We start from the raw sequence: 26,603 nt of genomic DNA on the forward strand, positions 1-26,603 counted from the left end.
TTTTCAGCTGGCGACCCGCATGGGCCGCTGCACTGATTATCAGAACTTGTAGTTAAAGTTAGCGCCGTACAGCCAGGCCTTACCTTCGGAATTAAAGGTATAAGGACCTTCTTTCACCGTCACGTGCTGACCGTGCATATAGGAAACCCCGACATCCACCGACGCGTCCGGCGTGAAGGCGTAAGACGCACCGGCGCTCAGCCACAGGCGATCCTGATCCGGAATCGAGATAGAGCGTTTATCCGCCGGCACCGGGCTGTCATCAAACGCGATACCGGTACGGAACGTCCAGTTGTCGTCGTAGTTGTAGGTGGTACCTAACGCGATGCGATATGCATCACGGTAGCCTTCATCTTTATAGAACAGCGTCTGGCCGTTGCTGCCGGTGGCTTTCAGCTCCTGGAACTGGCTCCAGCTGGTATAAGCGAGGCTGTAGTGCACCGCCCACTGTGGCGCCACTTTATGCCAGCCGGACACTTCCCACATTTCCGGCAGGTTCAGCGTCAGCGAACCCGGAATGGTGGCGCCGCTGGTGCCATACGGCAGACCCAGCGCAATCGCCTGCGGCGTGCCGTTAAAGGCGCGCGGGATATTGCTCTTATAGTCGCCGTCGAAGTCGATCTTCACTTTGGAACGATAGGTGAAGCCGAAGCGGTTGTTTTTATCCACTTCATACAGGATACCGGCGTTCCAGCCGTAGCCCCATTCGTCACCTTTCAGGTGCGCGACCTGGGTATCGGCCGGCAGACCGGCGCGGGCACCGGCTTCACCGGCGTAGCGCTCAATTTTCGCTTTGGCGTACACCGCGTCAAAGCCGACGCCGAAGCTGAAGTTATCATTTAACCGATAAGCGGTGCTGAGGTTGAAGTTGCCGGTCATCAGATCGGTTTTGCCACCAAAGCCGCCCGCGGTGTAGCCGTTATTAAATTCGGTGGCCAGACCGTAGTTCGAGGTGGCCGAGGCGCCAATCCACCACTGATCGTTAATCGGATGCACATAATGGATGTTCGGGATCCACTGGTTTGGCGCAATATTGCTGGCGTTGAGGCTGTTGCCGGTCGGGCTGTTACCGCTGATATCCACTTCCGGGTCGATATAGACGGCACCGATGGAGAAAGAAGGGCGGTCCATCAGGGCCATGGTGGCTGGGTTACGGCTGGCAGAGGCGGCGGTATCACCCATGGCGCCTTCACCGGAATAGGCGCGGCCCAGGCCAATTGCTGAGAATTCGTTAAGTTGAAAGCCTGCGGCGTAGACGTGAGAAGAGACGAGCGCCACTGCAGCTGCCACAGCTGACTTTGCAAACAGGTTCTTATGGTTCATGACCACAACCTCATCTAAATTATTATTAAACGTAGTTACGTCGCGTAACAAAGGACGGCGGATTGTAGGGACTGACGATACAGACACATATCAGACCAGTGCGACGAGTATAGGTCCGACCTGTGTATTTGTTGCAATATTGTTTTTAAAATATTTCTGCTTTGATCGATAAAATCAGATCTGCTTAACAAAATCCTTGCGGTTCTGCTCCAGCATAGCGAGTCAAATTTGTTTTGGATCAAATTTTAGTGTGATATTCGTCACTTAGCGGGCGGAAGATAGCCGCGACGTGGCATCCGGCGTACACTTTGCAGCAGAAAATGATCCGATAGTGTTGATTTATCGTCAGGAGAAAAACATGACTGATGCCATTAGAAACTGTAGTGCGAACGAAACGGCAGCCTGCTGCTGCGTTGACGTAGGCACCGTGATGGACAACACCGATTGCAGCGCCAGCTGGTCAGGCGTGTTCGCTGACCGTCAGGCGGCAGAAGCAATGCTGGCCGAGCTGAGCGCCAAAGCGCGCCAGGTCGAGTCCGATCCGTGCGAGATTCATTCGCGCTTTACCGACGAAGCAGACGGCGTGCGCCTGGACGTCGATTTCACCTTTGTCTGCCAGGCCGAAACGCTAATTTTCCAGCTCGGCTTACGCTAATCCCGCCGCTGCCGACCCGCTTTTTCGGCAGCGTTGCCTCTTTTTCGTGTTACTCCTCGCACTTTTTTTCTTCTGTTATTGGCGACTTAGCAACACCTGGTTAACACTGATGATCAGGTCAGACCTGTTGGGCAATGATGCTCAGGTCGTAAATTACAGGTGAGTGCAATGAGCAAAGCGCAGCCGCTGCTGACGCGTCAGGGCGAACGTATCGCCATTACCCACGGATTACGCACCCCGTTTGCCCGCCAGGCAAGCGACTTTCATGGCATTCCGGCGCTGGAGCTGGGGCGCATGGTGGTCAGCGAATTAATGGCGCGCAGCGAATTGCCGGTGGAGGTGATCGATCAGCTGGTGTTCGGCCAGGTGGTGCAGATGCCGGAAGCCCCCAACATCGCGCGTGAAATCGTGCTGAGCAGCGGACTGAGCGTGCACACCGATGCCTACAGCGTGAGCCGCGCCTGCGCCACCAGCTTTCAGGCGGTGGCCAACGTGGCGGAAAGCCTGATGGCCGGGACCATTGATGCAGGTATTGCCGGTGGCGCCGACTCCTCCTCGGTGCTGCCGATTGGCGTCAGCAAAACGCTGGCGCGCGCGCTGGTTGACCTCAACAAAGCCCGTACCCTGAGCAAAAAATTACACATCTTACGCCGCCTGCGCCCACGCGATCTGTTGCCGGTGCCGCCGGCAGTGGCGGAATACTCCACCGGTTTACGCATGGGCGACACCGCCGAGCAGATGGCCAAAACGCACGGTATTACGCGTGAGCAGCAGGACGCGCTGGCGCTGCGCTCGCACCAGCGTGCAGCACAGGCCTGGCAATCCGGCGTGCTGGCGCAGGAAGTGATGCCGGCGTTTGTGCCGCCGTGGAAAGCACCGATTGAGCAGGATAACAACATTCGCTTTAACGCCAGTGCGGCGGATTATGCAAAGCTGCGTCCGGCGTTTGACCGTCGACACGGCTCGGTCACCGCGGCCAACAGCACGCCGCTGACCGATGGCGCGGCGGCGCTGATTCTGATGCGCGAAGGGCGCGCGCGTGAGCTGGGCATTACACCGCTCGGTTACCTGCGCAGCTATGCGTTTGCCGCGATTGATGTCTGGCAGGACATGTTGCTCGGACCGGCTTACGCATCACCGCTGGCGCTGGATCGCGCCGGCATTACCCTCGGCGATCTGACGCTGATCGACATGCATGAAGCCTTTGCCGCGCAGACGCTGGCCAACCTCAGGCTGTTTAACGATGAACGCTTTGCGCGCGAGGTGCTGAAGCGCGATCGCGCGCTGGGCGAAGTCGACGAGACGCGTTTCAACGTGCTGGGCGGTTCCATCGCCTACGGTCATCCGTTCGCCGCCACCGGCGCGCGCATGATCACGCAAACGCTGCATGAGCTGCGGCGGCGCGGCGGCGGCTTAGGGCTGGTGACCGCCTGTGCCGCTGGCGGATTAGGCAGCGCGATGGTTCTGGAGGCCGAATAATGAGCGAATCTGCATTCCATTTACAGATGCGTCCGGATCACGTTGCGGTGATCACCATTGATGTGCCGGGCGAAAAGATGAACACCCTGAAAGCGGAGTTTGTGCCGCAAATCCGCGCGGTGCTGGCGGAGGCGCGCAGCGATGCGCAGCTGGCGGGCCTCGTGCTGATTTCGGGCAAACGCGACAACTTTGTCGCCGGTGCGGACATCAGCATGATCGCCCGTTGTGAAACGGCGCAGCAGGCTGAAGCGCTGGCGCGGCAGGGACAGGAAGTGATGGCGGAGATCGCCGCGCTGCCGTTCCCGGTGGTCGCCGCCATTCATGGAGCCTGTCTTGGCGGCGGCCTGGAGCTGGCGCTGGCCTGCGATGCGCGCATCTGCTCGCTGGATGAGAAAACCCGTCTCGGCCTGCCGGAGGTACAGCTCGGCCTGTTACCCGGTTCCGGCGGCACCCAGCGGTTGCCGCGTCTGATTGGTGTGCAGCAGGCGCTGCCGCTGATCCTCAGCGGCAAACAGCTGCGCGCTAAGCAGGCGCTAAAGCATGGCCTGGTGGATGATGCGGTGCCGCAGGCGATTCTGCTGGCAACCGCCGTGGCACGTGTACATGAAGGAAAGCACGCCGCACGCAGCCTGTCGCGCCGCGATCGCCTGCTGCAGGGGCCGCTGGCGCGTCCGCTGCTGTTTACGCTGGCCAAACGCCAGACCGACGGTAAAACCCATGGTAACTATCCGGCCACCGACCGCATTTTGCAGGTGGTGCGCATCGGGCTGGAGCAGGGCAGCGCCGCCGGTCACGCCGCGGAAGCGCGCGCGTTTGGCGAGCTGGCGATGACCGTACAGTCGGCCGCACTGCGCAGCCTGTTTTTTGCGTCCACCGCCCTGAAGAAAGAGCCGATGGCGGATGCGCCGCCGCGCCCGCTGCAGCAGATTGGCGTGCTGGGCGGCGGGCTGATGGGCGGTGGGATTGCCAGCGTCACCGCGCTGAAAGCCGGTCTGCCGGTGCGAATCCGCGATATCAACCTGAACGGCGTTAACCACGCGCTGCAGTACAGCTGGGATTTGCTGAGCAAAAAGGTAAAACGTCGCCAGCTCAAGCCGGCGGAACGCCAGCAGCAGATGGCGCGCATCAGCGGCGGCACCGATTATCAGGGCTTCCGCCAGCGCGATCTGGTGATCGAAGCGGTGTTTGAGGATCTGGCGCTGAAGCAGCAAATGGTGGCCGAGATTGAAGAACACTGTCAGCCGCACACCATCTTTGCGTCTAACACCTCCTCGCTGCCGATTGCGCAGATCGCCGCCGGCGCGCAGCGCCCGGAGAATGTTATCGGCCTGCACTTCTTCAGTCCGGTAGACAAGATGCCGCTGGTCGAGGTGATTCCGCATAGCGGCACTTCAGCACAGACGCTGGCCACCACGGTGGATCTGGCGCGTCGTCAGGGCAAAACCGCCGTGGTGGTCGCCGACCGTCCCGGCTTTTATGTTAACCGCATTCTCGCGCCCTATATAAATGAAGCCATGCGCTGTCTGCTGGAGTGCGAGCCCATTGAACACATTGATAGCGCACTGGTGAAATTTGGTTTCCCGGTCGGCCCGCTGCAGCTGCTGGATGAAGTCGGTATTGATGTCGGCAGCAAAATCAGCCCGATTCTTGAAAAGGCCTACGGTTCACGCTTCAGCGCGCCGCAGGCGGTGAGCGCTATCCTGGCCGACGATCGCAAAGGGCGCAAAAACCAGAAAGGTTTTTATGATTATCAGCGCACGCGCTGGCCGCGCAAACGTCAGGCCGATGCCAGTCTGTACCGCCTGCTGCAGTTAAAACCCCAGGCGAAACAGAGCGAGCAGCAGATCGCCACGCGCTGCGTGATGCTGATGCTTAACGAGGCGGTACGTTGTCTCGACGAAGCGGTGATCCGCAGCGCCCGCGACGGCGACATCGCGGCAGTGTTTGGCATCGGGTTTCCGCCGTTTCTCGGCGGGCCGTTCCGCTATATTGACCAGCGTGGTGCGGGCGAGATCGTCAATACATTACGTACATTAATGCAGCAATACGGCGAGCGTTTTACGCCCTGTGACGCGTTAGTGGCAATGTCAGAAGGGAAAACGAATTTTTACACTTCTGCACATTCATGAATAGCCGCACGGATTCAGCGGGTTAGAATCGGGGCCGCGCAGTGCCTGGCGCGGCACCATTCTGAGATATGCTTATTTAATAAACAACCGGTTGACTATACTCAAGCCATTGGGGTAAAACACAGCGTTCATTCGCAGAATGAAGCGTCTGGTGCTGTGGTACCCGGCGATATCGACAAACAACAGCGGTGCTTTATGCAAGTTTTTATCATGCGTCACGGCGACGCAGCTCTGGAAGCAGCGAGTGATGCGGTTCGTCCTCTCACCCTGTGTGGCTGCGACGAATCACGTCAGATGGCGAGCTGGCTGAATGGTCAGACGCCGGGAATCGATAAGGTGCTGGTCAGCCCTTATCTGCGCGCCGGGCAAACGCTCGCCACGGTACGTGAAGCGCTGAAACTGCCGGAAGGGCAGGAAGTGCTGCCAGAACTGACGCCAGGCGGCGATCCGGGCATGGTCGCCTGCCATTTACAGGCGCTGGCAGTGCAGGGTGCGCACGCGGTGCTGGTGATTTCGCATCTGCCGCTGGTCGGCTATCTGGTTTCCGAACTCTGCCCGCAGGAAGCACCACCGATGTTCGCCACCTCCGCCATTGCCTGCGTGGAGTTTGATGCCGACGCCTGCGAAGGCAAGCTGGCGTGGCAGGTGAGTCCGGCCAAATTAGCCAAAGCCATGTAATTCCCCGTCATACTTCAGGCCGCAGCTGCGTTAGCTGCGTCAATTCACCCCAGTCACTTACTGATGTAAGCTCCTGGGGATTCATTTCCTTGCCGCCTTGCTGCAACCTGAATTATTTTGGGGAATGATGTGCGCTCAAACCGCAACTGCGTTGGCTGAGTCATTTCATCCCAGGCACTTCTTCGCATAAGCTCCCGGGGATTCATTCCCTTGCCGCCTTGCTGCAACCTGAATTATTTTGGGGAATAATAGAGATCACTTTATTTCCCACTCGCTGTCCCTTTGCCGGTCAGGGTAATTCCGGCGGCTGCCACTCTTCGACTTCAATCAACACCAGCAGCGCGGCGTCGCCGCCAAACAGTTTGGGTGCCTGGTGAAACGCCATCACGTGCGGATGCTGTGCCAGCCACAGCGGGGTTTGCTGCTTGAGAATGTGCTTGCCGTGGCCGGTCATCACGCTGGCACAGAAAATATGCTCGCGGCGGCAGGCGGCAATCAGCGCGCCGAGTTCCTGTTTCGCCTGAAGCTGGGTTAACCCGTGCAGATCGAGAAAAATCTCTGGCGTGTAATCGCCACGCCGTAATTTTTTCAGCTCGTAATGGCTGACGTCGGCGCGCACGTAGCGCGTCGGCCCGTCGCTGGAGAGCAGGGGCTGAAACTCATCGGAGAAATAATGGCTGTTATCGGCCTGCTCAGACAGCAGCCGCTTCAGCGGCACTTCACGGCTTTTCGCTGCCGGTTTGTGCACGATCGTATCCTGTTTCAGCTGGCGCGTACCGCTCATTAGCTGGCGGAACAGCGCCTGGTCGTCCTGGCTTAGCGGCGTCTTTTTACTCATGTCTTAGTGAATCATCAGAAATGGCGGGTGTCTGGCCGTTACCTTACCGCTAAGCGTCAACAAATGTCAGCTTTTTCACCTCGCTGCGCTGAATTCTGCCCGGCTTCATGGCACACTATCGGCCGATTGATTTTATGGCCTGCGGAGGGCTACGTGGACAAGATTTTCGTCGATGAGGCAGTGAACGAACTGCACACCATTCAGGATATGCTGCGCTGGGCAGTAAGCCGCTTTTCGGCGGCGGGCATCTGGTACGGCCACGGCACGGACAATCCCTGGGACGAAGCGGTCCAACTGGTGCTGCCGACGCTCTGGCTGCCGCTGGATATTCCGGAAGACATGCGCCACGCGCGCCTGACCGCCAGCGAACGTCACCGCATCGTGGAACGCGTAATCCGTCGCGTTAACGAGCGCATTCCGGTGGCCTACCTCACCAATAAAGCCTGGTTCTGCGGCCATGAATTCTACGTCGATGAGCGCGTGCTGGTGCCGCGTTCACCGATTGGCGAGCTGATCGAAAACCGCTTTGCCGGCCTGATCAACGAAACGCCACGCCATATTCTCGACATGTGCACCGGCAGCGGCTGCATCGCCATCGCCTGTGCGTACGCCTTCCCGGAAGCGGAAGTGGATGCTGTCGATATCTCCACCGACGCGCTGGCCGTGGCTGAACAGAATATTGAAGAGCACGGTCTGCTGCATCACGTCACGCCGATTCGCGCCGACCTGTTTCGCAATCTGCCGCAGGTTAAATATGATCTGATCGTCACCAACCCGCCGTACGTCGATGCCGAAGACATGGACGACCTGCCGAACGAATATCGCCACGAGCCGGAGCTCGGTCTGGCCGCGGGCAGCGACGGCCTGAAGCTGGTGCGCCGCATCCTGGCCTGCGCGCCGGACTACCTCAGCGAGCAGGGCGTGCTGATTTGCGAAGTTGGTAACAGCATGGTGCACATGATGGAGCAGTATCCGGACGTGCCCTTTACCTGGCTGGAGTTTGATAACGGCGGTGACGGCGTGTTCATGCTGACGCGCGATCAAATCGTCGCGGCGCAGTCGCACTTCTCATTCTATAAAGACTAAAAATCGGGGCGAGCGCTCGCCCGCAACATCGCAACAAGGAACCCCCATGGCCGGAAACAGCATCGGACAACTTTTTCGCGTTACCACCTTTGGCGAGTCGCACGGTATTGCGCTTGGCTGCATTGTTGATGGCGTGCCGCCCGGCATCCCGCTGACCGAAGCCGATATTCAGCACGATCTCGATCGTCGTCGTCCCGGCACTTCGCGCTATACCACCCAGCGCCGCGAGCCGGATCAGGTGAAGATTTTGTCCGGCGTGTTTGAAGGCGTCACCACCGGCACCTCCATCGGTCTGCTGATTGAAAACACCGACCAGCGTTCGCAGGATTACAGCGCGATTAAAGATCTGTTCCGTCCCGGCCATGCGGATTACACCTACGAACAGAAATATGGTCTGCGCGACTATCGCGGCGGCGGCCGCTCCTCGGCCCGCGAAACCGCCATGCGCGTAGCGGCCGGTGCCATTGCTAAAAAGTATCTGCAGATGAAGCACGGCATCGTGGTGCGCGGCTATCTGGCGCAGATTGGCGACATCGCCTGCGAACTGAAAGACTGGAGTATCGTGGAAGATAACCCGTTTTTCTGCCCCGATGCCGACCAACTCGATGCGCTGGACGAACTGATGCGCGCGCTGAAAAAAGAGGGCGACTCCATCGGTGCCAAAGTCACGGTGATGGCCGAAAACGTGCCGCCGGGCCTCGGTGAGCCGGTGTTCGATCGCCTCGACGCCGACCTGGCGCACGCGCTGATGAGCATCAACGCGGTGAAAGGCGTGGAGATCGGTGATGGTTTCGCGGTGATTAACCAGCGCGGCAGTCAGCACCGTGATGAAATCCGCAGCAACGGGTTTCAAAGCAACCATGCCGGCGGCATTCTCGGCGGGATCAGCAGCGGCCAGACCATCAGCGCCAACCTGGCGATGAAACCCACTTCCAGCATCACCGTGCCGGGCAACACCATCACCCGCGACGGCGCGGAACTGGAGATGATCACCAAAGGCCGTCACGATCCCTGTGTCGGCATCCGCGCGGTACCGATCGCGGAAGCAATGATGGCGATTGTGCTGATGGATCACCTGCTGCGCCAGCGTGGGCAGAACGCTGACGTCAACAGCAGCGTCCCGCGCTGGTAAGCCGCATGATACGCCGCCTGTTACTCTCCCTTGCCGCGCTGCTGTGCAGTGCGGTCAGCCTGGCTGCCACGCCGTGGCAGCAAATCCATCAACCGATTGCCGGCAGCCCGCAGTCCATCGGCAGCTTTGCCAACGGCTGTATCGTCGGGGCGCAGCAGCTGCCGCTCAACTCGCCTAACTATCAGGTGATGCGTCAGGATCAGCGACGCTATTACGGCCATCCGGACCTGATCGCCTTTATCCAGCGCCTCAGCACCCAGGCGCACCAGCTGCAGCTGGGCCAGGTGCTGATTGGTGATATGGGCATGGCCGCCGGCGGACGCTTTAGCAGCGGCCACGCCAGCCATCAGACCGGTCTCGACGTGGATATCTGGCTGCAGCTGCCGCAGAGCCGCTGGACGGCACAGCAGCTGCTGAAGCCGCAGCCGCTCGATCTGGTTGGGCCGGACGACCGTCAGGTGATCGCGCGTCACTGGCAGCCGCAGATCGACAGTCTCATCAAGCTGGCGGCGAAAGATGACGACGTCACGCGCATCTTCGTCAATCCGGCGATTAAAAAGCAGCTTTGTGCCGATGCCGGTAGCGATCGTGCGTGGCTCCACAAAGTGCGGCCGTGGTTCGCCCACCGGGCACACATGCACGTGCGCCTGCGCTGTCCGCCGGGCAGCCTGGAGTGTGAAGATCAGGCGCCACCGCCGCCGGGTGATGGCTGCGGCGCAGAGCTGGAGAGCTGGTTCCTGCCGAAGAAGCCGGGCACTACGCCGCCGGTGAAGAAGTCGCCGCCGCCGTTGCCGCCTTCCTGCCAGGCGTTACTTGATAAGCATCTACTGTAGGAACCTGAGATGGATCTGTTTGTTGTCAGTCCGATCGTGCTTGGCGTGCTGTTTCTGGTCGCGGTGCTGGCGGCCTTTATTGATTCCATCGCCGGCGGTGGCGGTCTGCTGACCGTGCCGTCGCTGCTGGCGGCCGGTCTTTCGCCGGCGCAGGCGCTGGCGACCAACAAGCTGCAATCGGTCGGCGGCTCCTTCTCGGCCAGCCTCTATTTTGTGCGGCGCGGCGCGGTGAAACTGCGCGAGCAGCGGCTGAATATCGCCATGACCTTTCTCGGCGCGATTGGCGGAACGCTGCTGATTCAGCATATTCAGGCTGAGATACTGCGCCAGATACTGCCGCTGCTGCTGATCAGCATCGGGCTGTGGTTCCTGCTGATGCCGCGTCTTGGCGAGGCCGATCGCGAGCAGCGTCTGCACGGCCTGGCGTTTGCGCTGGTGGGCGGCGGCTGCGTCGGCTTTTACGATGGCTTCTTCGGCCCGGGTGCCGGCTCGTTCTATGCGCTGGCCTTCGTCACGCTTTGCGGCTTCAATCTGGCCAAAGCCACCGCCCACGCCAAAATCCTAAATTTCACCTCCAACTTCGCCAGTCTGCTGTTCTTTATGTTCGGCGGCAAGGTGGTGTGGGGCACCGGCGTGATTATGCTGCTGGGGGCGTTTATTGGCGCACGCCTCGGCGCCAGGCTGGTGCTGAGCCGCGGTCAGAAGCTGATTCGCCCGATGGTGGTGACGGTGTCTGCCGTGATGAGCGCTAAGCTGTTGTGGGACAGCCACGGCAGTGTCATTCTCGCCTGGTTTGCCGCACTGTAATCCGCACTCGTCAAAACCGGCCGCCAGTGCGACAATGGCGGCGGTTTGTTTAAAGATTAAAATATTATGAGTAAAGAGCACCATTATCAGCAGCTGGTGGAGATTTTTGACGGCTGCTTTGCTGAGGATTTTCAGACGCGTCTAATTAAAGGCGATGATGAACCTATTTATCTTCCAGCGGATGACACCTCACCGTGGCACCGCGTGGTGTTTGCCCATGGCTTTTACGCCAGCGCGCTGCACGAAATTTCGCACTGGTGTATTGCCGGTGAAGCGCGGCGCAAGCTGGTGGATTTTGGTTACTGGTACTGCCCGGACGGGCGCGATGCGCAAACGCAGGGCCAGTTTGAAGCGGTGGAGATTAAGCCGCAGGCGCTGGAGTGGCTGTTCTGTGTGGCAGCCGGCTTTCCCTTCAACGTCAGCTGTGACAATCTCGACGGCGATTGTGAACCGGATCGCATCGCGTTTCAGCGCAAGGTGCATGCACAGGTAATGCATTATCTGCAGCACGGCATTCCGGCGCGTCCGGCGCGCTTTATTGATGCGTTAGCCAGCTATTATGGTACGCCTGCACTGACGGCGGCACAGTTTCCGTGGCCGGAAGATCTGTGAGCCGCACTCCGATAAATGAAGGATGATGAGAAGATGATCGTAGAATTCGAGTCCCGCATTCTGGCGCTGATTGACGATATGGTCGAACACGCCAGCGACGACGAACTGTTTGCCAGCGGTTATCTGCGTGGCCATCTGACGCTGGCAGTAGCGGAAATTGAGCAGAGCGGCGAACACACGCCGGAAGCGCTGCAAATTCAGGTCACCAACAGCCTGCAAAACGCCATCGCCGCCGGTGAGCTGTCGCCGCGCGACCAGGCGCTGGTAGTGGGCATGTGGGATAACCTGTTTACCCAGGCGCGCCTCACTGCCTGACTGGCCGGGGCGATCGCTCGCCCCGCGCTTTAGCGTCCTGCCTTTTTCCCTTTCAGCAATTTGCGCACCCAGTAACGGTTGGGATGCAGCGCCGCCAGCGTGCTGCTGTCCAGCGGCTGCGGCTCGCCGCTCATTTGCGCCGCCAGCACTTCTGCCGCCAGCGGTGCGCTGCACAGTCCGCGCGACCCCAGTGCGCCAAGCACGAACAGGCCGGGATGCACCGGCGCTTCCGCAATCTGCTCGCCGCGCGCGCGCTGCGCCGGTAAATCCTCATACTCACTGAGCGTCGCCGCGTAATCTGGCACGCTGCCGCTCATCGGCAGGTGATCGCGCGTGGCGCAGCGCACGCCGCTGCGCGCTTCATCAGCGCTGACGTCAACCTGCGTCGGCCAGCTGACCTGCGGCAGACAGTTAATCAGCCGCTGGCGATTCTCCTGCTGATCGTCGGCGCGGAAAGCGGTTGTCGTTTCACCGCGATGGTAGCTGGCACCGATGCAGTGCGTGGCAAAGTTCGGGCTGACCGGGGTGAGATAGCCGTCGTAACACAGCACGGTGCGCAGCGGGTTCAGCGCCGCGTTGGTCGGCACATGGCTGACCTGACCGGCCACCGCATACACCGGCAAATCGCGGCTTTGCCCGATCGCCTGCAGCGCATGGCCGTTGGCCAGCACCACCTGCTGATGGCTTACCGCAGGCTGTTGGGCGAACTGCAGCGTCCAGCCTGCCTGCTGGCGGACCAGTTGCGTCACGCGATGCAGCCAGTGCATGCGCAGTCCCTGAGTCTGGGCATACTCCAGCAGATTGCTGGTGAGCTGTGACGGCGACAGCCAGCCGCCCTGCGGATAGAAAATACCGCCGCAGTCGAGATCGACGCCGGCCAGCTGTTGCGCCTGCTGCGGGCTGACGCCGTGCGCCAGCTCGTGCGGCAGATCCATGCTCAGCATCTGCGCGATCTTCTCCGCGCTTTTGGCATCCCAGCCGAGCTGCAGCACGCCGCTCCACTGATGTTCGAACATCACCGGCAGCGCATCGTACAGGCGACGGGCAAAGCTGAATGCCGCCGGGAAAAAAGTGGCGAGCGCCGGATCGTGCTGGTTAAGCAGCGGATAGAGCGCGCCCTGACGATTACCCGATGCGCCGAGCGCCGGGGCGGCATCGGCGCAGTACAGCGTAACCTGCCAGCCACGCCGCAGCAGCGCCAGCGCCAGCACCGCGCTGGCCACGCCGCCGCCAATCAGCGCCACCTCGCGGCTGGCTGCCTGCGGACGCGCATACCACGGCTGAGCCGCTAGCTGCCCGGGGGCGCTGTCCAGCAAGCCGGTCAGCATTTCACGCTTGTGGCCGAAGCCTTTGCGCTTCGCCACGCTGAACCCGGCCTGCTGTAAGCCCCGCCGCACAAAGCCCGCCGAAGTAAAGGTGGCGAAGGTGCCGCCGGGCCGCGCCAGCCGCGCCATGGCGGCGAACAGCGAAGGCGTCCACATCTCCGGGTTTTTCGCCGGCGCGAAGCCATCTAAAAACCACGCGTCAACCTGGCCGTTGAGGCTGTCATCAAAAGTATCAATCAGCGCGTTAATATCACCCAGCCACAGATCCAGCGTCACCTCGCCGCCATTGAACAGCAGGCGCTGACAGCCGGGCAGGGCCAGCGGCCACTGCTGCTGTAGCTGTCCGGCCCACGGGGCCAGTTCCGGCCAGTGCGAGTGCGCGCTCACCAGATCGGCGTGGGTCAGCGGGTATTTTTCGCAGCTGATGAAGTGCAGGCGGCGCAAGCCGGCTTGCGGATGGGCGGCGCGGAAGCGATCGAACGCCTGCCACAGGGTAAGAAAGTTGAGTCCGGTGCCAAAACCGCTCTCGGCAACGATGAACAGATCGCGCGGATGTGCGGCAAATCGCTGCGGAAGATGGTTACCGTCGAGGAACACATAGCGCGTCTCCTCCAGTCCGTTGTCGTTGGAGAAATAGACGTCGTCGAACGCTCGGGAAACAGGTGTACCCTGATCGTTCCAGTTTAATTGCGCGTGTTCAACCGGGGATAACTTCACGGGAAAGGCTCATTTTTCAGGCAGTGGCGCGATTTTAGCGAGTGGCGTCACATGACGCAAATTTACAAAAGGAAATGGCTGATCGGACTTGTTCGGCGTACAACTGTAAGCTAGAGTGCACGTCAATCCAAAAGAAGTGGAATGAGGACTATTGAATGAAACGTGCAGTGATTACTGGCCTGGGTATCGTTTCCAGTATTGGTAATAACCAGCAGGAAGTGCTGGCTTCCCTGCGTGAAGGCCGTTCCGGAATCACTTTCTCCGAAGAGATGAAAGATGCCGGCATGCGCAGCCATGTATGGGGTAACGTCAAACTGGACACTAACGGGCTCATCGATCGCAAAATCGTGCGTTTCATGAGTGATGCCTCAATCTATGCCTATCTGTCGATGGCAGAAGCAATCAAAGATTCCGGCCTGACGGATGAGCAGTACCAGAACAACCCGCGCGTCGGTCTGATTGCCGGTTCCGGTGGCGGTTCCCCGCGTTATCAGGTGTTCGGTGCCGACGCGATGCGTGGCCCGCGCGGCCTGAAAGGCGTTGGCCCATACGTAGTGACCAAAGCGATGGCGTCCGGCGTCTCTGCCTGCCTGGCCACGCCGTTCAAAATCCACGGCGTCAACTACTCCATCAGCTCGGCGTGCGCCACCTCGGCACACTGCATCGGTAACGCGGTAGAGCAGATTCAGCTGGGCAAACAGGATGTGGTATTTGCTGGCGGCGGCGAAGAGCTGAGCTGGGAAATGGCCTGTGAGTTCGACGCCATGGGCGCGCTCTCGACGAAATACAACGAAACCCCGGAAAAAGCGTCGCGTACTTACGATGCCAGCCGTGACGGTTTCGTGATCGCCGGCGGCGGCGGTATGGTGGTAGTGGAAGAGCTGGAGCATGCGCTGGCGCGTGGTGCCCACATCTACGCTGAGATCGTCGGCTACGGCGCAACCTCTGACGGCGCTGACATGGTGGCACCGTCAGGCGAAGGCGCGGTGCGTTGCATGAAGATGGCGATGCAGGGTCTGGATACGCCAATCGACTACCTCAACACTCACGGCACGTCAACGCCAGTCGGCGACGTGAAAGAGCTGGGCGCGATTCGCGAAGTGTTTGGCGACAACACGCCATACATCTCTGCGACCAAAGCCATGACCGGTCACTCGCTGGGTGCGGCAGGCGTGCAGGAAGCGATTTACACCCTGCTGATGCTGGAGCACAGCTTCATCGCGCCAAGCATTAACGTGGAACAGCTGGATGATGCAGCGAAAGGCATGAACATTGTGACGCAGCCAACCGAAAAAGCGCTGACCACGGTGATGTCCAACAGCTTCGGCTTCGGTGGCACCAACGCCACGCTGACCCTGCGTAAATACCAGGCGTAACGCTTACGCTAATGCTCAAAGGCCGGTTAATCCGGCCTTTGTGGTTTTTGTCGCTGATGGATTCAGGTTGCCAGCAGCCTTACCAGCTTCGCGCAGGCGCGGTCAATTTCGCCGGGCGTCAACGCCGCAAAGCCGAGTATCCAGCCCTGCTGTGGCGATGCGCCGGCGTAAAGGGGTGACAGCGGCGGCAGCAGCAGACCGTCTGCCTGCGCCAGGTGTGTGAGCCGCGCCTCATCTCCCTGTAATAACTCAACTGTCAATTGCAACCCGCCTGTCGCTGGCAGCGGCCGCAGCCACGGCTGCAGATGCTGTTCCAGCTGCACCAGCAGCCGATCGCGCCGGCTATGATAGAGCTGACGCATCAGCCGCAGGTGGCTGGCGAAATAGCCTTGCTGGATAAATTCGGCGGTGATCGCCTGCGGCAGCAGGGCGCTATGGCCGTCAAGTACGCTGCGTGCGCGACCCAGCGCCGTCACCAGCGCCGCGGGCACCACCATCCACGCCAGTCGCAGCGATGGAAACAGGGTTTTGGAAAAGGTCCCCAGGCTGATAACCCGGCTATCGGCTTCCATGCCCTGCAGCGCCGGCGCCGGGCGACCGTCATAGTGAAATTCACTGTCGTAGTCATCCTCGATCAGCCAGCTATCGTGCTGACGTGCCCACGCCAGCCACTGCAGCCGCCGCGCGAGGCTCATCGGTGTGCCGGTCGGATACTGGTGGCCGGGCGTCAGATACACCAGTTGCGCCCGGCCGCTGAGTGGCTGCGCGCCCTGATCGTCCAGCGGCATGGCGCGGCAGCGGGCACCGGCGGCGAGAAAGGCGTTCCGCGCGCCACGGTAGCCCGGCTCCTCCAGCCACACTTCATCCTCTGCATCCAGAAACATCAGCGCCAGCAGCTGCAGCGCCTGCTGTGAACTGGTGAGCATGATGACCTGCTCAGCCGTACAGCGCACGCCGCGCGACAGCGCCAGATAATCCGCCACCGCCTGGCGCAGCGGCGCATAACCGAGCGGATCGCCATAGCCCATCACCTGACTGCCCAGCGCGCGCTGTACGCTGTGGCTCAGCCGCTGCCACTGGCGGTGCGGAAACGCGCGCAGTTCCGGTGATCCGGCGGCAAAGGCAAGGGGAAAAGGGGGATCCTGGCAGCCACCGGTCGCCAGCACCTGCGTGCCGCGCTGCGAAAAGCGCGGTGCGCGCTGCGCTGTCGCCTTTTCCGCCGGTGGCGGCAGGGCGATAGCGACGAAGGTGCCGCGTCCGCTGTGCCGCTGCACGTAGCCTTCGCTCTCCAGCTGGCTGTAAGCGGCTTCAACCGTCACGCGTGACAGCGCCAGATCGGCAGCCAGCTGGCGGCTCGAAGGCAGCTTCTGCCCGAAGCGCAAATGGCCGCTGACAATGGCCTGGCGCAGCGTGGCGCACAGCCGCTGACGTAAACCGCCCTGCGTCTGATGGCGAAACAGTGGCAAAAAGGCGTGCTGCATAATGGTCTTATCGCTACAGTCAAAGTGGTATCAGGATGCAGACCACTTTGCCGTACACTGCAGGGACATCACAACAGGAGAATGCCATGTCAGCCGTTTTGTTTTATCCGCCCGCCAGCCCGCAGCACAGCGTGGCTTATTTGCAGCACAAACTCAGCTATTACACCGATGCCTGGGATCTGGCGGCGGATTTGGCGCAGGGCGTCACGCAGATTGTGGTGATTGATGCCCGCAGCCGCGACGCGTATCAGGCCGGACATATCTGCGGCGCGCTGTCGTTGCCGCATCGCGAGATGGATGCAGCCAGCACCGCGCGGCTCGATCGTCACCGCGTCTATGTGACTTACTGCGACGGCATCGGCTGCAACGGTTCGACCAAAGCAGCGCTAAAACTGGCTGAGCTGGGGTTTCAGGTTAAAGAGCTGATTGGCGGGCTGGATTTCTGGAAGCGCGACGGCCACCCGATGGCGTGGGGCGTGGCGGCAGGCGAGTGGCCCGCCGCGGCACCCGCGGCGAAGTGCGGCTGCTGAGCGCGATGGCTTAACTACAGCAGCAGCCAGAGCAAAAAGAAGAACAGCGCCAGGCCGAGCACCAGCGTCAGCGCCGGGCGCTTCGCCAGTGGACGCGGCAGAATTTCGACAAACGGTGCCCAGATTGGCTGCGGACGCAGCTCGCTGTCGGCCAGCGGCGTTTCGCTGTTGCGCTCGGCGCGGCGGCTGAACAGCAGCATCAGCAGATCCTGGCTCTGCGCCGGCGTCAGCAACGTCTGCGGCGTGGCCTGGAAGCGCTGCAGGCTGTAATCCTCCAGCATGCGCTGCTCGTCGTGGCTCAGCGGCTGTTTGAGCGAGCTTTCCAGCAGCTGCAGCGTCGGCGCGCTGTGCTGGCTCAGCGTCTGGCGCACCTGTAAAAACTGCGTCAGCAGTGGGAAGTGGCGCGACGGAACCGGGTCGCCGCTTTTCAGATTGACCAGTTTCAGCGTGTCGGCCAGCACTTTTACCGGCGATTCCCCGGTCGCGGCGGCAAGGCGCGTGACCTGCTGGTTGAGCGCCTGCTGTTCGGCCGGTAACAGGGTGCGATCGGTAGTGCGCGTCTGCTGCGGCTGCGGGATTGCCATCTGACCGTTCTGCAGCATGGTCAGCACCTGACGCAGCTGATCCTGGCTCAGCGCGCTCAATACCGTCTGATTAAACTGCTGACGGATAAAGTCGCTCACCGCCTGACGATTGTTGCCCTGCGGCAGTTTTTCCAGCAGCTGCTGCAACAGCTGGCGCGTGGCGTGGCTGTTCTGCACCTGGGTCAGACGGCTGTTAAGATGCTGCTCGGCCGCCGGAAAGTGGCGCGACTGCAGTTCGGCGTCATTTTTTACGCCCACTTCATGACGGATGCCAGCCCACAGTTCGGGCGCTTTCAGCGTGCTGAGTGACATGATACGGACGATCAGGCGTTCCAGCGTGGTGCGCTGGGCCGGGGAGAGCGGCTGTTCACCTGCCGCAGCGCCGGGGCGGCCTGCGCCGTTAGCCGGGTTAACAGATGAACGATCGCCCGCGGGCACACCGGGACCGCTGAGAGGTTGCATGGCGGAATCCTTGAAAAACGAGTCAGATCCGGGTGCGCCGGAAAAACGATGGCACATGATAGCAAAAGCCCCCGGGAAATCCACGGGGGCGGCAGGGAGAAAAACAATAAGACACGGATTTATTCTGCGGCGGCCAGCTTCATGCGCTTGCGACGCCAGCGCTTCCACAGCGGCGGCACCACCAGCACGGCGACAGCCAGCACCAGCAGCACTTTACAGATCAGGCTTTCCCACAGAATTGGCAGGTTGCCGTTGCTGATTGACAGCGCGCGGCGCAGGTTCTGCTCCAGCATTTCGCCCAGCACAAAGCCGAGAATCAGCGGCGACATCGGGAAATCCATCTTACGCAGGATATAGCCGAAAATACCCAGCCCGACCATCAGCAGCAGGTCAAACGTAGTGCTGTGCACCGCATACACGCCCACCGCCGAAATCGCGGCAATTGCCGGTACCAGGAACCACAGCGGAATGGTCAGCATGCGCGCAAAGATGTTGATCATCGGGATGTTCATGATCAGCAGCATCACGTTACCGATCAGCAGTGCGGCGATCAGCCCCCAGACGATGTCCGGCTGCTCGGTAAACATCGCCGGACCGGGCGTGATGTTATACAGCGTCAGCGCGCCGACCATCACCGCCGTGGTGCCGGAGCCGGGAATGCCCAGCGTTAGCATCGGGATAAACGATCCGCAGGCTGAGGCGTTGTTCGCGGCCTCCGGCGCTGCCACGCCGCGAATGTCACCCTTGCCAAACTGATCGCTGCCGCTGATTTTCTTCTCACTCATATAGGCAATGGCGCTGGCGATGGTGGCACCGGCACCTGGCAGCACGCCGACAAAGAAGCCAATGAACGAGGCGCGCAGCGTCGCGCCGGTGGCCTGTGCCGCCTCTTTCATATTGAACAGCATGCGGCCGCTGGCGCGCACCATCTTCTGGCCGCTGCTGGTGGACTCCAGCATCAGCAGAATTTCGCTCACCGAGAACAGGCCGATGACCACCACCACAAACTGGATGCCGTCTGAGAGATGCACGCTGTCAAAGGTAAAGCGATAGACGCCGGTATTCGCATCGACGCCCACCGTCGCCATGCCGAGGCCAATCAGCGCAGCGAGGAACGACTTCAGCGGGTTGTGGCTCATCATGCTGCCGAGGCAGGCAATGGCGAACACCATCAGCGCGAAATACTCTGCCGGACCAAACGCCAGCGACCAGTTGGCGAGGATTGGCGCAAACAGAATGATGCCGATGATGGCAATGGTCGAGCCGATGAACGAGCTGACCGCCGAGATCGACAGCGCCACGCCGGCTTTGCCCTGCTGCGCCATCGGATAGCCATCCAGCGCTGTCATGATCGCCCCGGCATCCCCCGGCACGTTAAGCAGAATCGACGAGATGCGCCCGCCATATTCGCAGCCGATGTACACCGTTGCCAGCAGGATCAGCGCGGATTCCGCCGGTAAGTGCAGCGCAAACGCCAGCGGCATCAGAATTGCGACGCCGTTAATCGGGCCAAGCCCCGGCAGCAGGCCGACGATGGTGCCGATAAAGCAGCCTATCAGGGCAATCATCAGGTTTTCCGGCGTCATGGCGACGGCGAAGCCCTGCATCAGAAAAGACCAGGTATCCATAAGTGACTCCCGTTAGCTCAGCCAGCTGCCGAAGGGCAGGGTGACATCCAGCAGATGATCGAAGGCGTAGAACAGTGAAATGCCCATTACCGCGCCGGAGAGCGCCGCCGCCCACCAGCGCGCACCAAACAGCATGCCGATGCCAAAAGTCAGCAGCGTGGTACACAGGGCAAAACCAAGACGCTCAAACAGCCAGCCGTAGACAATTAGCATTACGCACAGCGCCAGCAGCTTTTTCAGCGTTGAGGCCACCGGCCACTGCACGCTGTCCGGCTTGCGCAGCAGCATCATCACCGCGCAGATCGCCATCAGCCCGAGCAGCAGCAGCGGGAAAGGGCGCGGGCCAACCGGTTCGTAGCTGTACTCGCTCTGAATCTGCCAGCCGATAAACAGTCCGGCCAGGCACAGCACCAGCCAGACGGCAGCAAAAATACGATCGCTCATGTGCGCCTCCGTTATTTCGCCAGGCCGAAGGATTTCGCCTGTTCGCGATAGTCAGCCACCTGTTTTTTCACGTAGGCGTCCAGCTCGCTCCCGAACAGGTTGAACTCAAACAGACCGCGCAGATCGCGCTGCTGCTGAAACTCTTTGGTGGTGACCAGTTTTTTAAACGCCTGTTCCCACCACTGATAATCGGCGTCGCTGACTTTAGGGCCGAGGTAATAGCCGCGAATGATCGGCCACTCGACGTTAAAGCCCTGCTCTTTGGCGGTCGGGATGTCAGCCAGTTCGCCCGGCAAACGTTTATCGCTCATCACGGCCAGCACGCGCATCTTGCCGCTTTGCAGATGGGGCACCATTTCACTCATGTCGCCTGATACCACCTGGATGTGGTTGCCGAGCAGCGCGGTAACCGGTTCGCCGCCGCCTTCGAACGCCACATAGCGCATTTTGCGCGGATCGATACCGGCTTCCCGCGCCAGCAGCGCCGTTTTCATCCAGTCCTGGCTGCCGATGGAGGCGCCGGCACCAACCACCACTTTGGTCGGATCGTTCTTCATCGCCGCCAGCAACTCACCCAGCGTTTTCCACGGTGCATCGGCGCGTACCGCCACCATGCCGTAGTCGGTGCCGACGGCCGCCAGCCACTTCACATCATCCACCGAATAACGGCCAAACTTGCCCTGCGACAGGTTCAGCAGCGACCCGCCGGAGAAGGCCACCAGCGTGCCTGCTTCGGCGGGTCGCTGCGCAATGATGGCGTTATAGGCCACGGCACCGACGCCGCCCGGCATGTAGGTTACGCGCATTGGCGTGGTGATCTGCCCGGTTTCCTGCAAGGAAACCTGGATCAGTTTACAGGTCAGATCAAAACCGCCGCCGGGTTTGGCCGGGGCGATACATTCGGTCCGCTCGGGTGCTGCGGCCTGAGCCGCCGCGAGGGAAAAAGCCAGCAGGGTTGTGGCAAAGGCGGTGCGCATTGTTTTTTTCATCTGTCGCTCCATTGTTTCTTCCAGAGTGTGATTGCCACCGAACATTCGGGGTTGCTGAATTGTTAAAACAGCAACCTTTCATTTACCTTTCAGCCATCGGCAAAACTAACAGGATGTGATATGCGTCTCTTACTGGTGGAAGATACCGTGGAGCTGGCCAACTGGCTGCAGAAAGCGCTGACGCAAAAAGGCTTCGCCGTGGACTGGGTGGCCGACGGGGTGGCGGCGGACCATGTGCTGCAAAGCGAAGACTATGCGCTGGTGGTGCTGGATGTGTCGCTGCCGCGGCTGGATGGAATGGCGGTGCTGGCGCGCCTGCGCCGGCGTGGGCAACACGTGCCGGTGCTGCTGCTCACCGCACAGAGCGCGCTGCAGCAGCGCGTCCAGGGACTGAATGCCGGCGCCGATGATTACCTCACTAAACCGTTTGAGCTGGACGAGCTGGACGCGCGGTTGCGCGCGCTGCTGCGCCGCAGCCAGGGGCAGGCAACGCAGACGCAAAGCCTTGGCCAGCTGGAGCGCGATGCGGAAGGCTATTTCCTGCTGAATCACAAACCGCTGCCGCTGACGCCGCGCGAGGCCAGCGTGCTATCGACGCTGATGCAGCGTCCGGGGCGGCCGGTGTCGCGCCAGCATCTGTACGAGCAGACCTTCACGCTGGCGGATGAGGCCAGCCCGGAGAGCATTGAGCTGTATGTGCATCGGGTGCGTAAAAAGCTGGCGGGCAGCGACGTGGCGATCGTCACGCTGCGCGGGCTCGGTTACAGCCTCGAGGTTCAGCCGTGCGACTGATTCACTCGCTGCGCGGCGAATTGCTGGCATGGCTGGGGGTGCCGCTGCTGCTGCTGTGGGGATTATCGGTCTACACCCACTATCAGAGCGCGCTGCAGGCGGCAAATCAGGCCTACGATCGCTCGCTGCTGGCCTCGGCGCGCACCGTGGCCGAGCGGCTGGTGGTACGTCATCAGCGGCTGGAGGTGGATGTGCCGTGGGTGGTGCTGGACAGCTTTGAGCGCAACATGAACGACCAGCTGTTCTACCAGGTGATTTCGCCTGAAGGGCACACGCTGTCCGGCTACCCTGATTTACCGCTGGTGCCGGGCAACGCCCCGCTGTCCGATGTCTATCCGGCGCTGGTGCATTTCTACGATGCGCACTACCGCAAGCAGCCGATTCGCGTGGCCGCGCTGTGGCAGCCGGTGAACGAGGAAGGCGTGCAGGGCATGGCGCTGGTGCTGGTGGCCGAAACGCTTAACTCACGCCACGCCTTTGCCGACAGTCTGCTGCGCACCGCGCTGATCAGCCAGAGTTTTCTGGTGCTGATCACGTTGCTGCTGGCCGGGCTGCTGCTGCGGAAAGTGCTGCGCCCGCTGCGCCGGCTATCGCGCATGATGCTGCGCCGCGCGCCGGGCGAACTGACGCCGCTGCCGTCGCTGCTGCCGTGGTCCGAACTGCAGCCGCTGATCGTCGCCTTCAACCGCCATCTGGAGCGGCTGCGCGGGCTGCTGGCGCGGCAGGAACGCTTTAGCGCCGATGTGTCGCACCAGCTGCGCACGCCGCTCACCATCCTGAAAACCCAGGTTGGCGTCGCGCTCAGCAGCGACGACCCGCAGCAGTGGCGCGAAAGCCTGCAGGGCATGCGCCACACGCTGGACGACACCGTTCAGCTCACCGATCGCCTGCTGCAGCTGGCGCAAATCAAGGCGCGCCACGGCGAAGACAAGCCTTTCAGTGAGGTTAACCTGAGCGACATCGTGCAGCAGGCCTGTTTTAGCGGTTATGCGGCGGCGCGGCGTAAACAGATCGACCTGGGGTTTGAAGAGCAGGCGGCGAGCCAGGTGCAGGGCGATGCGCTGTTGCTGGCCGAGCTGTGCGCCAATCTGCTGGACAACGCCATCAAATACACGCCACACGGCGGCACGGTGACCGCGCGGCTGCGGCAAAAGGTGCTGGAGATTGAAGACAGCGGGCCGGGCATCGCGGCGGATCAGCAGCGGCAGGCGCTGCAGCCGTTTGGCCGGCTCGATCACGCCAGCCAGCCCGGCGCGGGCATTGGACTGGCGCTGGTGCAGGATATCTGCGCCTGGCACGGCGCACAGCTGCAGCTGGACCGCAGCCCGCAGCTGGGCGGCCTGCGGGTGACGGTTAGCTTTCGCTGATCGGCGGAGTCATCGCGCGCGCTTTACGCAGCGGGGTTTTCAGCCGCTGCGCCAGAATCACCCCGACCAGCGTCAGACCGCCGCCAATCCAGTGATAAGCATGCAACTGTTCGTGCAGGAACAGCACGGCAATGATGGCGGTAAACACCGGCACCACGTTCATGAAAATACTGGTGGTGCTGGCGCCGAGGCGCTGCACGCCAAGGATCCACAGGAACGGCGCCACAATCGAGGCAAACAGCCCGGCGAACAGCACCAGCGGAATATTGTCGGCGTTCAGCGCCACCTCCGGCGCGTGCCAGAAGCCGGGCAGCAGCAGCAGCACGCCGAAGAAGATTTGCACGTACAGGCTTTGCCACGTCGGCAGCGGGATTGCCCAGCGCTTCGTCAGTACGCCGTACAGCGCGTAGGAGGTTGAGGCTGCCAGCATCATCAGCTCGCCGTTGCCGAGGCGCTGGCTCAGCAGCTGCGCCGGGTTGCCGGCGCTCACCAGCCACACCAGCCCGGCAAACGACAACAGGCCGCCAATCAGAATGCCGCGCGTCGGCGCCAGGCGCAGTACCACCAGGCTGAGCAGGATGGTCAGCAGCGGAATGGTGGCGCCGAGAATCCCCATCATCACCGCCGAAACGCTGTGTGCCGCATAATAGGCGAGGCTCTGGTACAGCACCATGCCGAGCAGGCCCAGCACCAGCAAGCGCCACAGCTGGGTTTTGATGGTGTGACGATGGCGCCATACGCCCGGCAGGCAGAACGGCGTGAGCACCAGCAGCGCCAGCAACCAGCGATAAAAAGAGATGGCAGCAGGATCGATGCTGCCGGCAGACAGCTTGCTGACGATGGTGTTGATCGACCAGATCAGCACCGCCACCAGCGGTAACAATAAGTTCATAGTACGGCTCCAAATGTAAATCGCGACTAGCTTACGTTTGACCGGTTTAAAGCAGATAGTTAAAATCGGACAAAATTCGTTAGTGACCGGACAGAATGAATCTTCAGGTTGAGTATCAGCCACCGCGCGACGCGCCGCTGCTGCGTTTTTTCATGCGCTATGAGCAAACCAACGCCAAAACCGAATACCTGCCGCACCAGCACGACTGGGGCCAGGCGATATTCGTCACCAGCCACGTGCTGGAGATGGAAGTGGAGGGCGAGCGGCTGCTGACGCCGGCCGAAATGCCGATCTGGATCCCGCCGGGCCAGCGCCACAGCAGCTACAACCACTGTCAGGCGCAGTTTCGCACCTTCAACCTTGCCGCGGATTTATGCGCCGGCATGCCGGTGAAAGCCTGCCTGCTAAGCGTGGACGCCATCGTGCACGCCATCATGAATGATTTTGCCCGCCGCGCGCTGGAGCAGCCGCAGAGCGACGCCGACTGGCGGCTGTGCGAAGTGCTGATTGATCGGCTGCGTCTTGCACCGGTGAACACCAGCTATCTGCCGATGTCCGACGATAAATTCCTCGCGCCGATTCTGCGCGCGCTGGAAGAGAACCCGGGTGATAACACCACGCTGGCACAATGGGCGAAGCGCGTGTTTACCACCGAGCGTACGCTGGCGCGGCGCTGTCAGCAGCAGCTGCAGATGTCATTCAGCGAGTGGCGCCAGCGTTTACGTTTCCTGCGCGCAATCGCGCTGCTGGAGCAGGGCTGCAGCGTGCAGGGCATCGCCCACGAGCTGGGTTACAGCTCCGCCTCTGCGCTGATCGTGATGTTTCAACAGCAGGCAGGCACCACGCCGGATCGCTATCGCAGTCGGTTAGGTTAATCCCCGGCTTTGTGCCATGATATGCCCCGTTTATTTCAAGCAGACAGGACCGCCGCCGTGAAAATTCTCGTCGATGAAAATATGCCCTACGCCCGTGAACTGTTCAGCCGCACCGGAGAGGTGGTGGCGGTGCCGGGCCGCCCGCTGCCAGCAGCCGAACTGCAGGATGCCAGCGCGCTGATGGTGCGCTCCGTCACCAAAGTGGATGCCGCGCTGCTGGCCGGCACGCCGGTGAAGTTTGTCGGCACCGCCACTGCTGGCACCGATCATGTCGATGATGCCTCGCTGGCGGCGGCCGGTATCGGCTTCTCGGCCGCGCCGGGCTGTAACGCGATTGCGGTGGTGGAATATGTGTTCTCCGCGCTGCTGCTGCTGGCCGAACGCGACGGCTTTGATCTGCGCGATCGCACCGTGGGTATCGTCGGCGTCGGTAACGTGGGCGGACGGCTGGCCAAACGCCTCGCCGCGTGGGGAGTAAAAACCCTGCTGTGCGATCCGCCGCGCGCCGATCGCGGCGATGACGAAGATTTCCACTCGCTCGACGCGCTGGTGGCCCAGGCCGATATCCTGACCTTTCACACGCCGCTGTTTAAGGACGGCCGCTACAAAAGCTGGCATCTGGCGGATGCCGCGCTGCTGATGGCGCTGCGCCCCAACACCATTCTGATCAATGCCTGCCGGGGGCCGGTGGTGGATAACGCCGCGCTGCTGGAGGTGCTGAAACTGCGTAACGATCTCAGCGTGGTGCTGGACGTGTGGGAACCGGAGCCGGATCTCAACCTCGATCTGCTGGACAAGGTCGATATCGCCACCGCGCATATCGCCGGTTATACCCTTGAAGGGAAAGCGCGCGGCACCACCCAGGTATTTGAGGCGTGGAGCGCATTTATCGGTCAGCAGCAGCAGGTGGCGCTGGACACGCTGCTGCCGCGCCCCGAGTTTGGCACCCTTACGCTGCACGGCAAGCTCGATCAGCCGACGCTGAAACGCCTGGTGCATCTGGTGTATGATGTGCGCCGCGACGATGCGCCGCTGCGCAAAGTGGCCGCGCAGCCGGGCGAATTTGATCGCCTGCGCAAGCAGTATGTCGAGCGCCGCGAGTGGTCTTCGCTGCAGGTGATCTGTGATGAGGCGGAGAGCGCGGCGCTGCTCAATCAGCTTGGCTTCAGCGCCACGCTGCAGGCGAATCACTAATCTCTGATTTTTCTGAATTAATGGGCGATGCATGTCATCGCCTCTCTTTTTTATGTCATT

25 protein-coding genes are annotated in these 26,603 nt (G+C 61.2%); 16 read left to right on the top strand and 9 right to left on the bottom strand.

Going from position 1 to position 26,603, the window contains the following annotated elements:
- Positions 1–39: 39 nt before the first annotated feature.
- On the bottom strand, positions 40–1,323 hold the full coding sequence (gene fadL, locus C1N60_RS06555) for a long-chain fatty acid transporter FadL (RefSeq protein WP_021509151.1): 1,284 nt from the start codon (positions 1,321–1,323) through the stop codon (positions 40–42).
- A gap of 358 nt (positions 1,324–1,681) precedes the next feature.
- Between fadL and C1N60_RS06560 the strand changes: the two genes are divergently transcribed.
- The 4 genes from C1N60_RS06560 to sixA all read left to right on the top strand — a co-directional run bounded on the left by C1N60_RS06560 (position 1,682) and on the right by sixA (position 6,264).
- A complete protein-coding gene (locus tag C1N60_RS06560) occupies positions 1,682–1,978 on the top strand; it encodes a YfcZ/YiiS family protein (RefSeq protein WP_394521555.1) in 297 nt (98 codons plus the stop codon).
- A 168-nt stretch (positions 1,979–2,146) separates the two neighbouring features.
- Positions 2,147–3,457 (top strand): acetyl-CoA C-acyltransferase FadI, encoded by a 1,311-nt coding sequence (gene fadI / locus C1N60_RS06565; RefSeq protein WP_021509153.1) that lies wholly within the window; start codon positions 2,147–2,149, stop codon positions 3,455–3,457.
- A complete protein-coding gene (gene fadJ / locus C1N60_RS06570; protein WP_394521556.1) occupies positions 3,457–5,586 on the top strand; it encodes a fatty acid oxidation complex subunit alpha FadJ in 2,130 nt (709 codons plus the stop codon). The genes fadI and fadJ overlap by 1 nt, the downstream gene beginning before the upstream one ends.
- Positions 5,587–5,781: 195 nt before the next feature.
- Positions 5,782–6,264, top strand: a complete 483-nt coding sequence (sixA, locus tag C1N60_RS06575) for a phosphohistidine phosphatase SixA (RefSeq protein ID WP_021509155.1) — start codon at positions 5,782–5,784, stop codon at positions 6,262–6,264.
- 289 nt (positions 6,265–6,553) lie between these two features.
- Here the strand turns inward: sixA and smrB are convergent, their stop codons facing one another.
- Positions 6,554–7,102: an endonuclease SmrB gene (gene smrB, locus C1N60_RS06580; protein ID WP_159378563.1), complete on the bottom strand. Its 549-nt coding sequence runs from the start codon at positions 7,100–7,102 to the stop codon at positions 6,554–6,556.
- A gap of 153 nt (positions 7,103–7,255) precedes the next feature.
- Here smrB and prmB point away from each other — a divergent pair, with 153 nt between their 5' ends.
- The 6 genes from prmB to C1N60_RS06610 all read left to right on the top strand — a co-directional run bounded on the left by prmB (position 7,256) and on the right by C1N60_RS06610 (position 11,887).
- Positions 7,256–8,188, top strand: coding sequence for a 50S ribosomal protein L3 N(5)-glutamine methyltransferase (prmB, locus tag C1N60_RS06585; RefSeq protein WP_058775834.1), 933 nt, complete (start codon positions 7,256–7,258; stop codon positions 8,186–8,188).
- 46 nt (positions 8,189–8,234) lie between these two features.
- Entirely contained in the window at positions 8,235–9,320 is a 1,086-nt protein-coding gene (gene aroC / locus C1N60_RS06590) for a chorismate synthase (protein ID WP_394521557.1), read from the top strand.
- A 5-nt stretch (positions 9,321–9,325) separates the two neighbouring features.
- Entirely contained in the window at positions 9,326–10,153 is an 828-nt protein-coding gene (mepA, locus tag C1N60_RS06595; protein WP_168715081.1) for a penicillin-insensitive murein endopeptidase, read from the top strand.
- Between the two features lie 9 nt (positions 10,154–10,162).
- On the top strand, positions 10,163–10,960 hold the full coding sequence (locus tag C1N60_RS06600; RefSeq protein ID WP_021509160.1) for a sulfite exporter TauE/SafE family protein: 798 nt from the start codon (positions 10,163–10,165) through the stop codon (positions 10,958–10,960).
- A 66-nt stretch (positions 10,961–11,026) separates the two neighbouring features.
- The gene (locus tag C1N60_RS06605; RefSeq protein WP_058758412.1) at positions 11,027–11,572 is read left to right on the top strand and encodes an elongation factor P hydroxylase; all 546 of its coding nucleotides are present in this window, start codon (positions 11,027–11,029) and stop codon (positions 11,570–11,572) included.
- 33 nt (positions 11,573–11,605) lie between these two features.
- Positions 11,606–11,887: a YfcL family protein gene (locus C1N60_RS06610; RefSeq protein WP_010617478.1), complete on the top strand. Its 282-nt coding sequence runs from the start codon at positions 11,606–11,608 to the stop codon at positions 11,885–11,887.
- A gap of 29 nt (positions 11,888–11,916) precedes the next feature.
- Here C1N60_RS06610 and mnmC read toward each other — a convergent pair whose 3' ends face one another.
- Positions 11,917–13,929 (bottom strand): bifunctional tRNA (5-methylaminomethyl-2-thiouridine)(34)-methyltransferase MnmD/FAD-dependent 5-carboxymethylaminomethyl-2-thiouridine(34) oxidoreductase MnmC, encoded by a 2,013-nt coding sequence (mnmC, locus tag C1N60_RS06615; RefSeq protein ID WP_394521558.1) that lies wholly within the window; start codon positions 13,927–13,929, stop codon positions 11,917–11,919.
- Between the two features lie 155 nt (positions 13,930–14,084).
- Here mnmC and fabB point away from each other — a divergent pair, with 155 nt between their 5' ends.
- Positions 14,085–15,305 (top strand): beta-ketoacyl-ACP synthase I, encoded by a 1,221-nt coding sequence (fabB, locus tag C1N60_RS06620; RefSeq protein WP_021509164.1) that lies wholly within the window; start codon positions 14,085–14,087, stop codon positions 15,303–15,305.
- Positions 15,306–15,367: 62 nt separating this feature from the next.
- Here the strand turns inward: fabB and C1N60_RS06625 are convergent, their stop codons facing one another.
- The gene (locus tag C1N60_RS06625; RefSeq protein ID WP_394521559.1) at positions 15,368–16,786 is read right to left on the bottom strand and encodes a MocR-like pyridoxine biosynthesis transcription factor PdxR; all 1,419 of its coding nucleotides are present in this window, start codon (positions 16,784–16,786) and stop codon (positions 15,368–15,370) included.
- 86 nt (positions 16,787–16,872) lie between these two features.
- On the opposite strand from C1N60_RS06625, the gene C1N60_RS06630 reads away from it, so the two are divergent.
- A complete protein-coding gene (locus C1N60_RS06630) occupies positions 16,873–17,316 on the top strand; it encodes a rhodanese-like domain-containing protein (RefSeq protein ID WP_394521560.1) in 444 nt (147 codons plus the stop codon).
- A gap of 14 nt (positions 17,317–17,330) precedes the next feature.
- Here C1N60_RS06630 and flk read toward each other — a convergent pair whose 3' ends face one another.
- The 4 genes from flk to C1N60_RS06650 all read right to left on the bottom strand — a co-directional run bounded on the left by flk (position 17,331) and on the right by C1N60_RS06650 (position 21,411).
- Complete coding sequence (flk, locus tag C1N60_RS06635) at positions 17,331–18,362, bottom strand: flagella biosynthesis regulator Flk (protein WP_394521561.1); 1,032 nt, start codon at positions 18,360–18,362, stop codon at positions 17,331–17,333.
- A gap of 119 nt (positions 18,363–18,481) precedes the next feature.
- Positions 18,482–19,990, bottom strand: a complete 1,509-nt coding sequence (locus tag C1N60_RS06640; RefSeq protein WP_058775828.1) for a tripartite tricarboxylate transporter permease — start codon at positions 19,988–19,990, stop codon at positions 18,482–18,484.
- Between the two features lie 12 nt (positions 19,991–20,002).
- Positions 20,003–20,434, bottom strand: coding sequence for a tripartite tricarboxylate transporter TctB family protein (locus C1N60_RS06645; RefSeq protein ID WP_021509169.1), 432 nt, complete (start codon positions 20,432–20,434; stop codon positions 20,003–20,005).
- 11 nt (positions 20,435–20,445) lie between these two features.
- A complete protein-coding gene (locus C1N60_RS06650; protein WP_241492952.1) occupies positions 20,446–21,411 on the bottom strand; it encodes a tripartite tricarboxylate transporter substrate binding protein in 966 nt (321 codons plus the stop codon).
- 132 nt (positions 21,412–21,543) lie between these two features.
- Between C1N60_RS06650 and tctD the strand changes: the two genes are divergently transcribed.
- Both tctD and C1N60_RS06660 read left to right on the top strand, forming a co-directional pair.
- A complete protein-coding gene (gene tctD, locus C1N60_RS06655; protein WP_394521562.1) occupies positions 21,544–22,215 on the top strand; it encodes a transcriptional regulator TctD in 672 nt (223 codons plus the stop codon).
- On the top strand, positions 22,206–23,582 hold the full coding sequence (locus C1N60_RS06660) for a sensor histidine kinase (RefSeq protein WP_058769889.1): 1,377 nt from the start codon (positions 22,206–22,208) through the stop codon (positions 23,580–23,582). Before tctD ends, C1N60_RS06660 begins: the two co-directional genes overlap by 10 nt.
- Here C1N60_RS06660 and C1N60_RS06665 read toward each other — a convergent pair.
- Positions 23,569–24,474, bottom strand: coding sequence for a DMT family transporter (locus tag C1N60_RS06665; RefSeq protein WP_058775826.1), 906 nt, complete (start codon positions 24,472–24,474; stop codon positions 23,569–23,571). The two genes, C1N60_RS06660 and C1N60_RS06665, sit on opposite strands and share 14 nt — an antisense overlap.
- A gap of 95 nt (positions 24,475–24,569) precedes the next feature.
- Here C1N60_RS06665 and C1N60_RS06670 point away from each other — a divergent pair, with 95 nt between their 5' ends.
- Positions 24,570–25,349, top strand: coding sequence for an AraC family transcriptional regulator (locus tag C1N60_RS06670; RefSeq protein WP_394521563.1), 780 nt, complete (start codon positions 24,570–24,572; stop codon positions 25,347–25,349).
- Between the two features lie 57 nt (positions 25,350–25,406).
- Positions 25,407–26,543: a 4-phosphoerythronate dehydrogenase PdxB gene (pdxB, locus tag C1N60_RS06675; RefSeq protein ID WP_394521564.1), complete on the top strand. Its 1,137-nt coding sequence runs from the start codon at positions 25,407–25,409 to the stop codon at positions 26,541–26,543.
- The last annotated feature ends 60 nt before the right edge of the window (positions 26,544–26,603 follow it).

Source organism: Pantoea sp. SGAir0184 (assembly GCF_043544755.1).

Coding starts and splice junctions, on each gene's coding strand:
- fadL (WP_021509151.1), bottom strand. CDS start 1,323: ATGAACCATAAGAACCTGTTTGCAAAGTCAGCTGTGGCAGCTGCAGTG.
- C1N60_RS06560 (WP_394521555.1), top strand. CDS start 1,682: ATGACTGATGCCATTAGAAACTGTAGTGCGAACGAAACGGCAGCCTGC.
- fadI (WP_021509153.1), top strand. CDS start 2,147: ATGAGCAAAGCGCAGCCGCTGCTGACGCGTCAGGGCGAACGTATCGCC.
- fadJ (WP_394521556.1), top strand. CDS start 3,457: ATGAGCGAATCTGCATTCCATTTACAGATGCGTCCGGATCACGTTGCG.
- sixA (WP_021509155.1), top strand. CDS start 5,782: ATGCAAGTTTTTATCATGCGTCACGGCGACGCAGCTCTGGAAGCAGCG.
- smrB (WP_159378563.1), bottom strand. CDS start 7,102: ATGAGTAAAAAGACGCCGCTAAGCCAGGACGACCAGGCGCTGTTCCGC.
- aroC (WP_394521557.1), top strand. CDS start 8,235: ATGGCCGGAAACAGCATCGGACAACTTTTTCGCGTTACCACCTTTGGC.
- mepA (WP_168715081.1), top strand. CDS start 9,326: ATGATACGCCGCCTGTTACTCTCCCTTGCCGCGCTGCTGTGCAGTGCG.
- C1N60_RS06600 (WP_021509160.1), top strand. CDS start 10,163: ATGGATCTGTTTGTTGTCAGTCCGATCGTGCTTGGCGTGCTGTTTCTG.
- C1N60_RS06605 (WP_058758412.1), top strand. CDS start 11,027: ATGAGTAAAGAGCACCATTATCAGCAGCTGGTGGAGATTTTTGACGGC.
- C1N60_RS06610 (WP_010617478.1), top strand. CDS start 11,606: ATGATCGTAGAATTCGAGTCCCGCATTCTGGCGCTGATTGACGATATG.
- fabB (WP_021509164.1), top strand. CDS start 14,085: ATGAAACGTGCAGTGATTACTGGCCTGGGTATCGTTTCCAGTATTGGT.
- C1N60_RS06625 (WP_394521559.1), bottom strand. CDS start 16,786: ATGCAGCACGCCTTTTTGCCACTGTTTCGCCATCAGACGCAGGGCGGT.
- C1N60_RS06630 (WP_394521560.1), top strand. CDS start 16,873: ATGTCAGCCGTTTTGTTTTATCCGCCCGCCAGCCCGCAGCACAGCGTG.
- flk (WP_394521561.1), bottom strand. CDS start 18,362: ATGCAACCTCTCAGCGGTCCCGGTGTGCCCGCGGGCGATCGTTCATCT.
- C1N60_RS06640 (WP_058775828.1), bottom strand. CDS start 19,990: ATGGATACCTGGTCTTTTCTGATGCAGGGCTTCGCCGTCGCCATGACG.
- C1N60_RS06645 (WP_021509169.1), bottom strand. CDS start 20,434: ATGAGCGATCGTATTTTTGCTGCCGTCTGGCTGGTGCTGTGCCTGGCC.
- C1N60_RS06650 (WP_241492952.1), bottom strand. CDS start 21,411: ATGCGCACCGCCTTTGCCACAACCCTGCTGGCTTTTTCCCTCGCGGCG.
- tctD (WP_394521562.1), top strand. CDS start 21,544: ATGCGTCTCTTACTGGTGGAAGATACCGTGGAGCTGGCCAACTGGCTG.
- C1N60_RS06665 (WP_058775826.1), bottom strand. CDS start 24,474: ATGAACTTATTGTTACCGCTGGTGGCGGTGCTGATCTGGTCGATCAAC.
- C1N60_RS06670 (WP_394521563.1), top strand. CDS start 24,570: ATGAATCTTCAGGTTGAGTATCAGCCACCGCGCGACGCGCCGCTGCTG.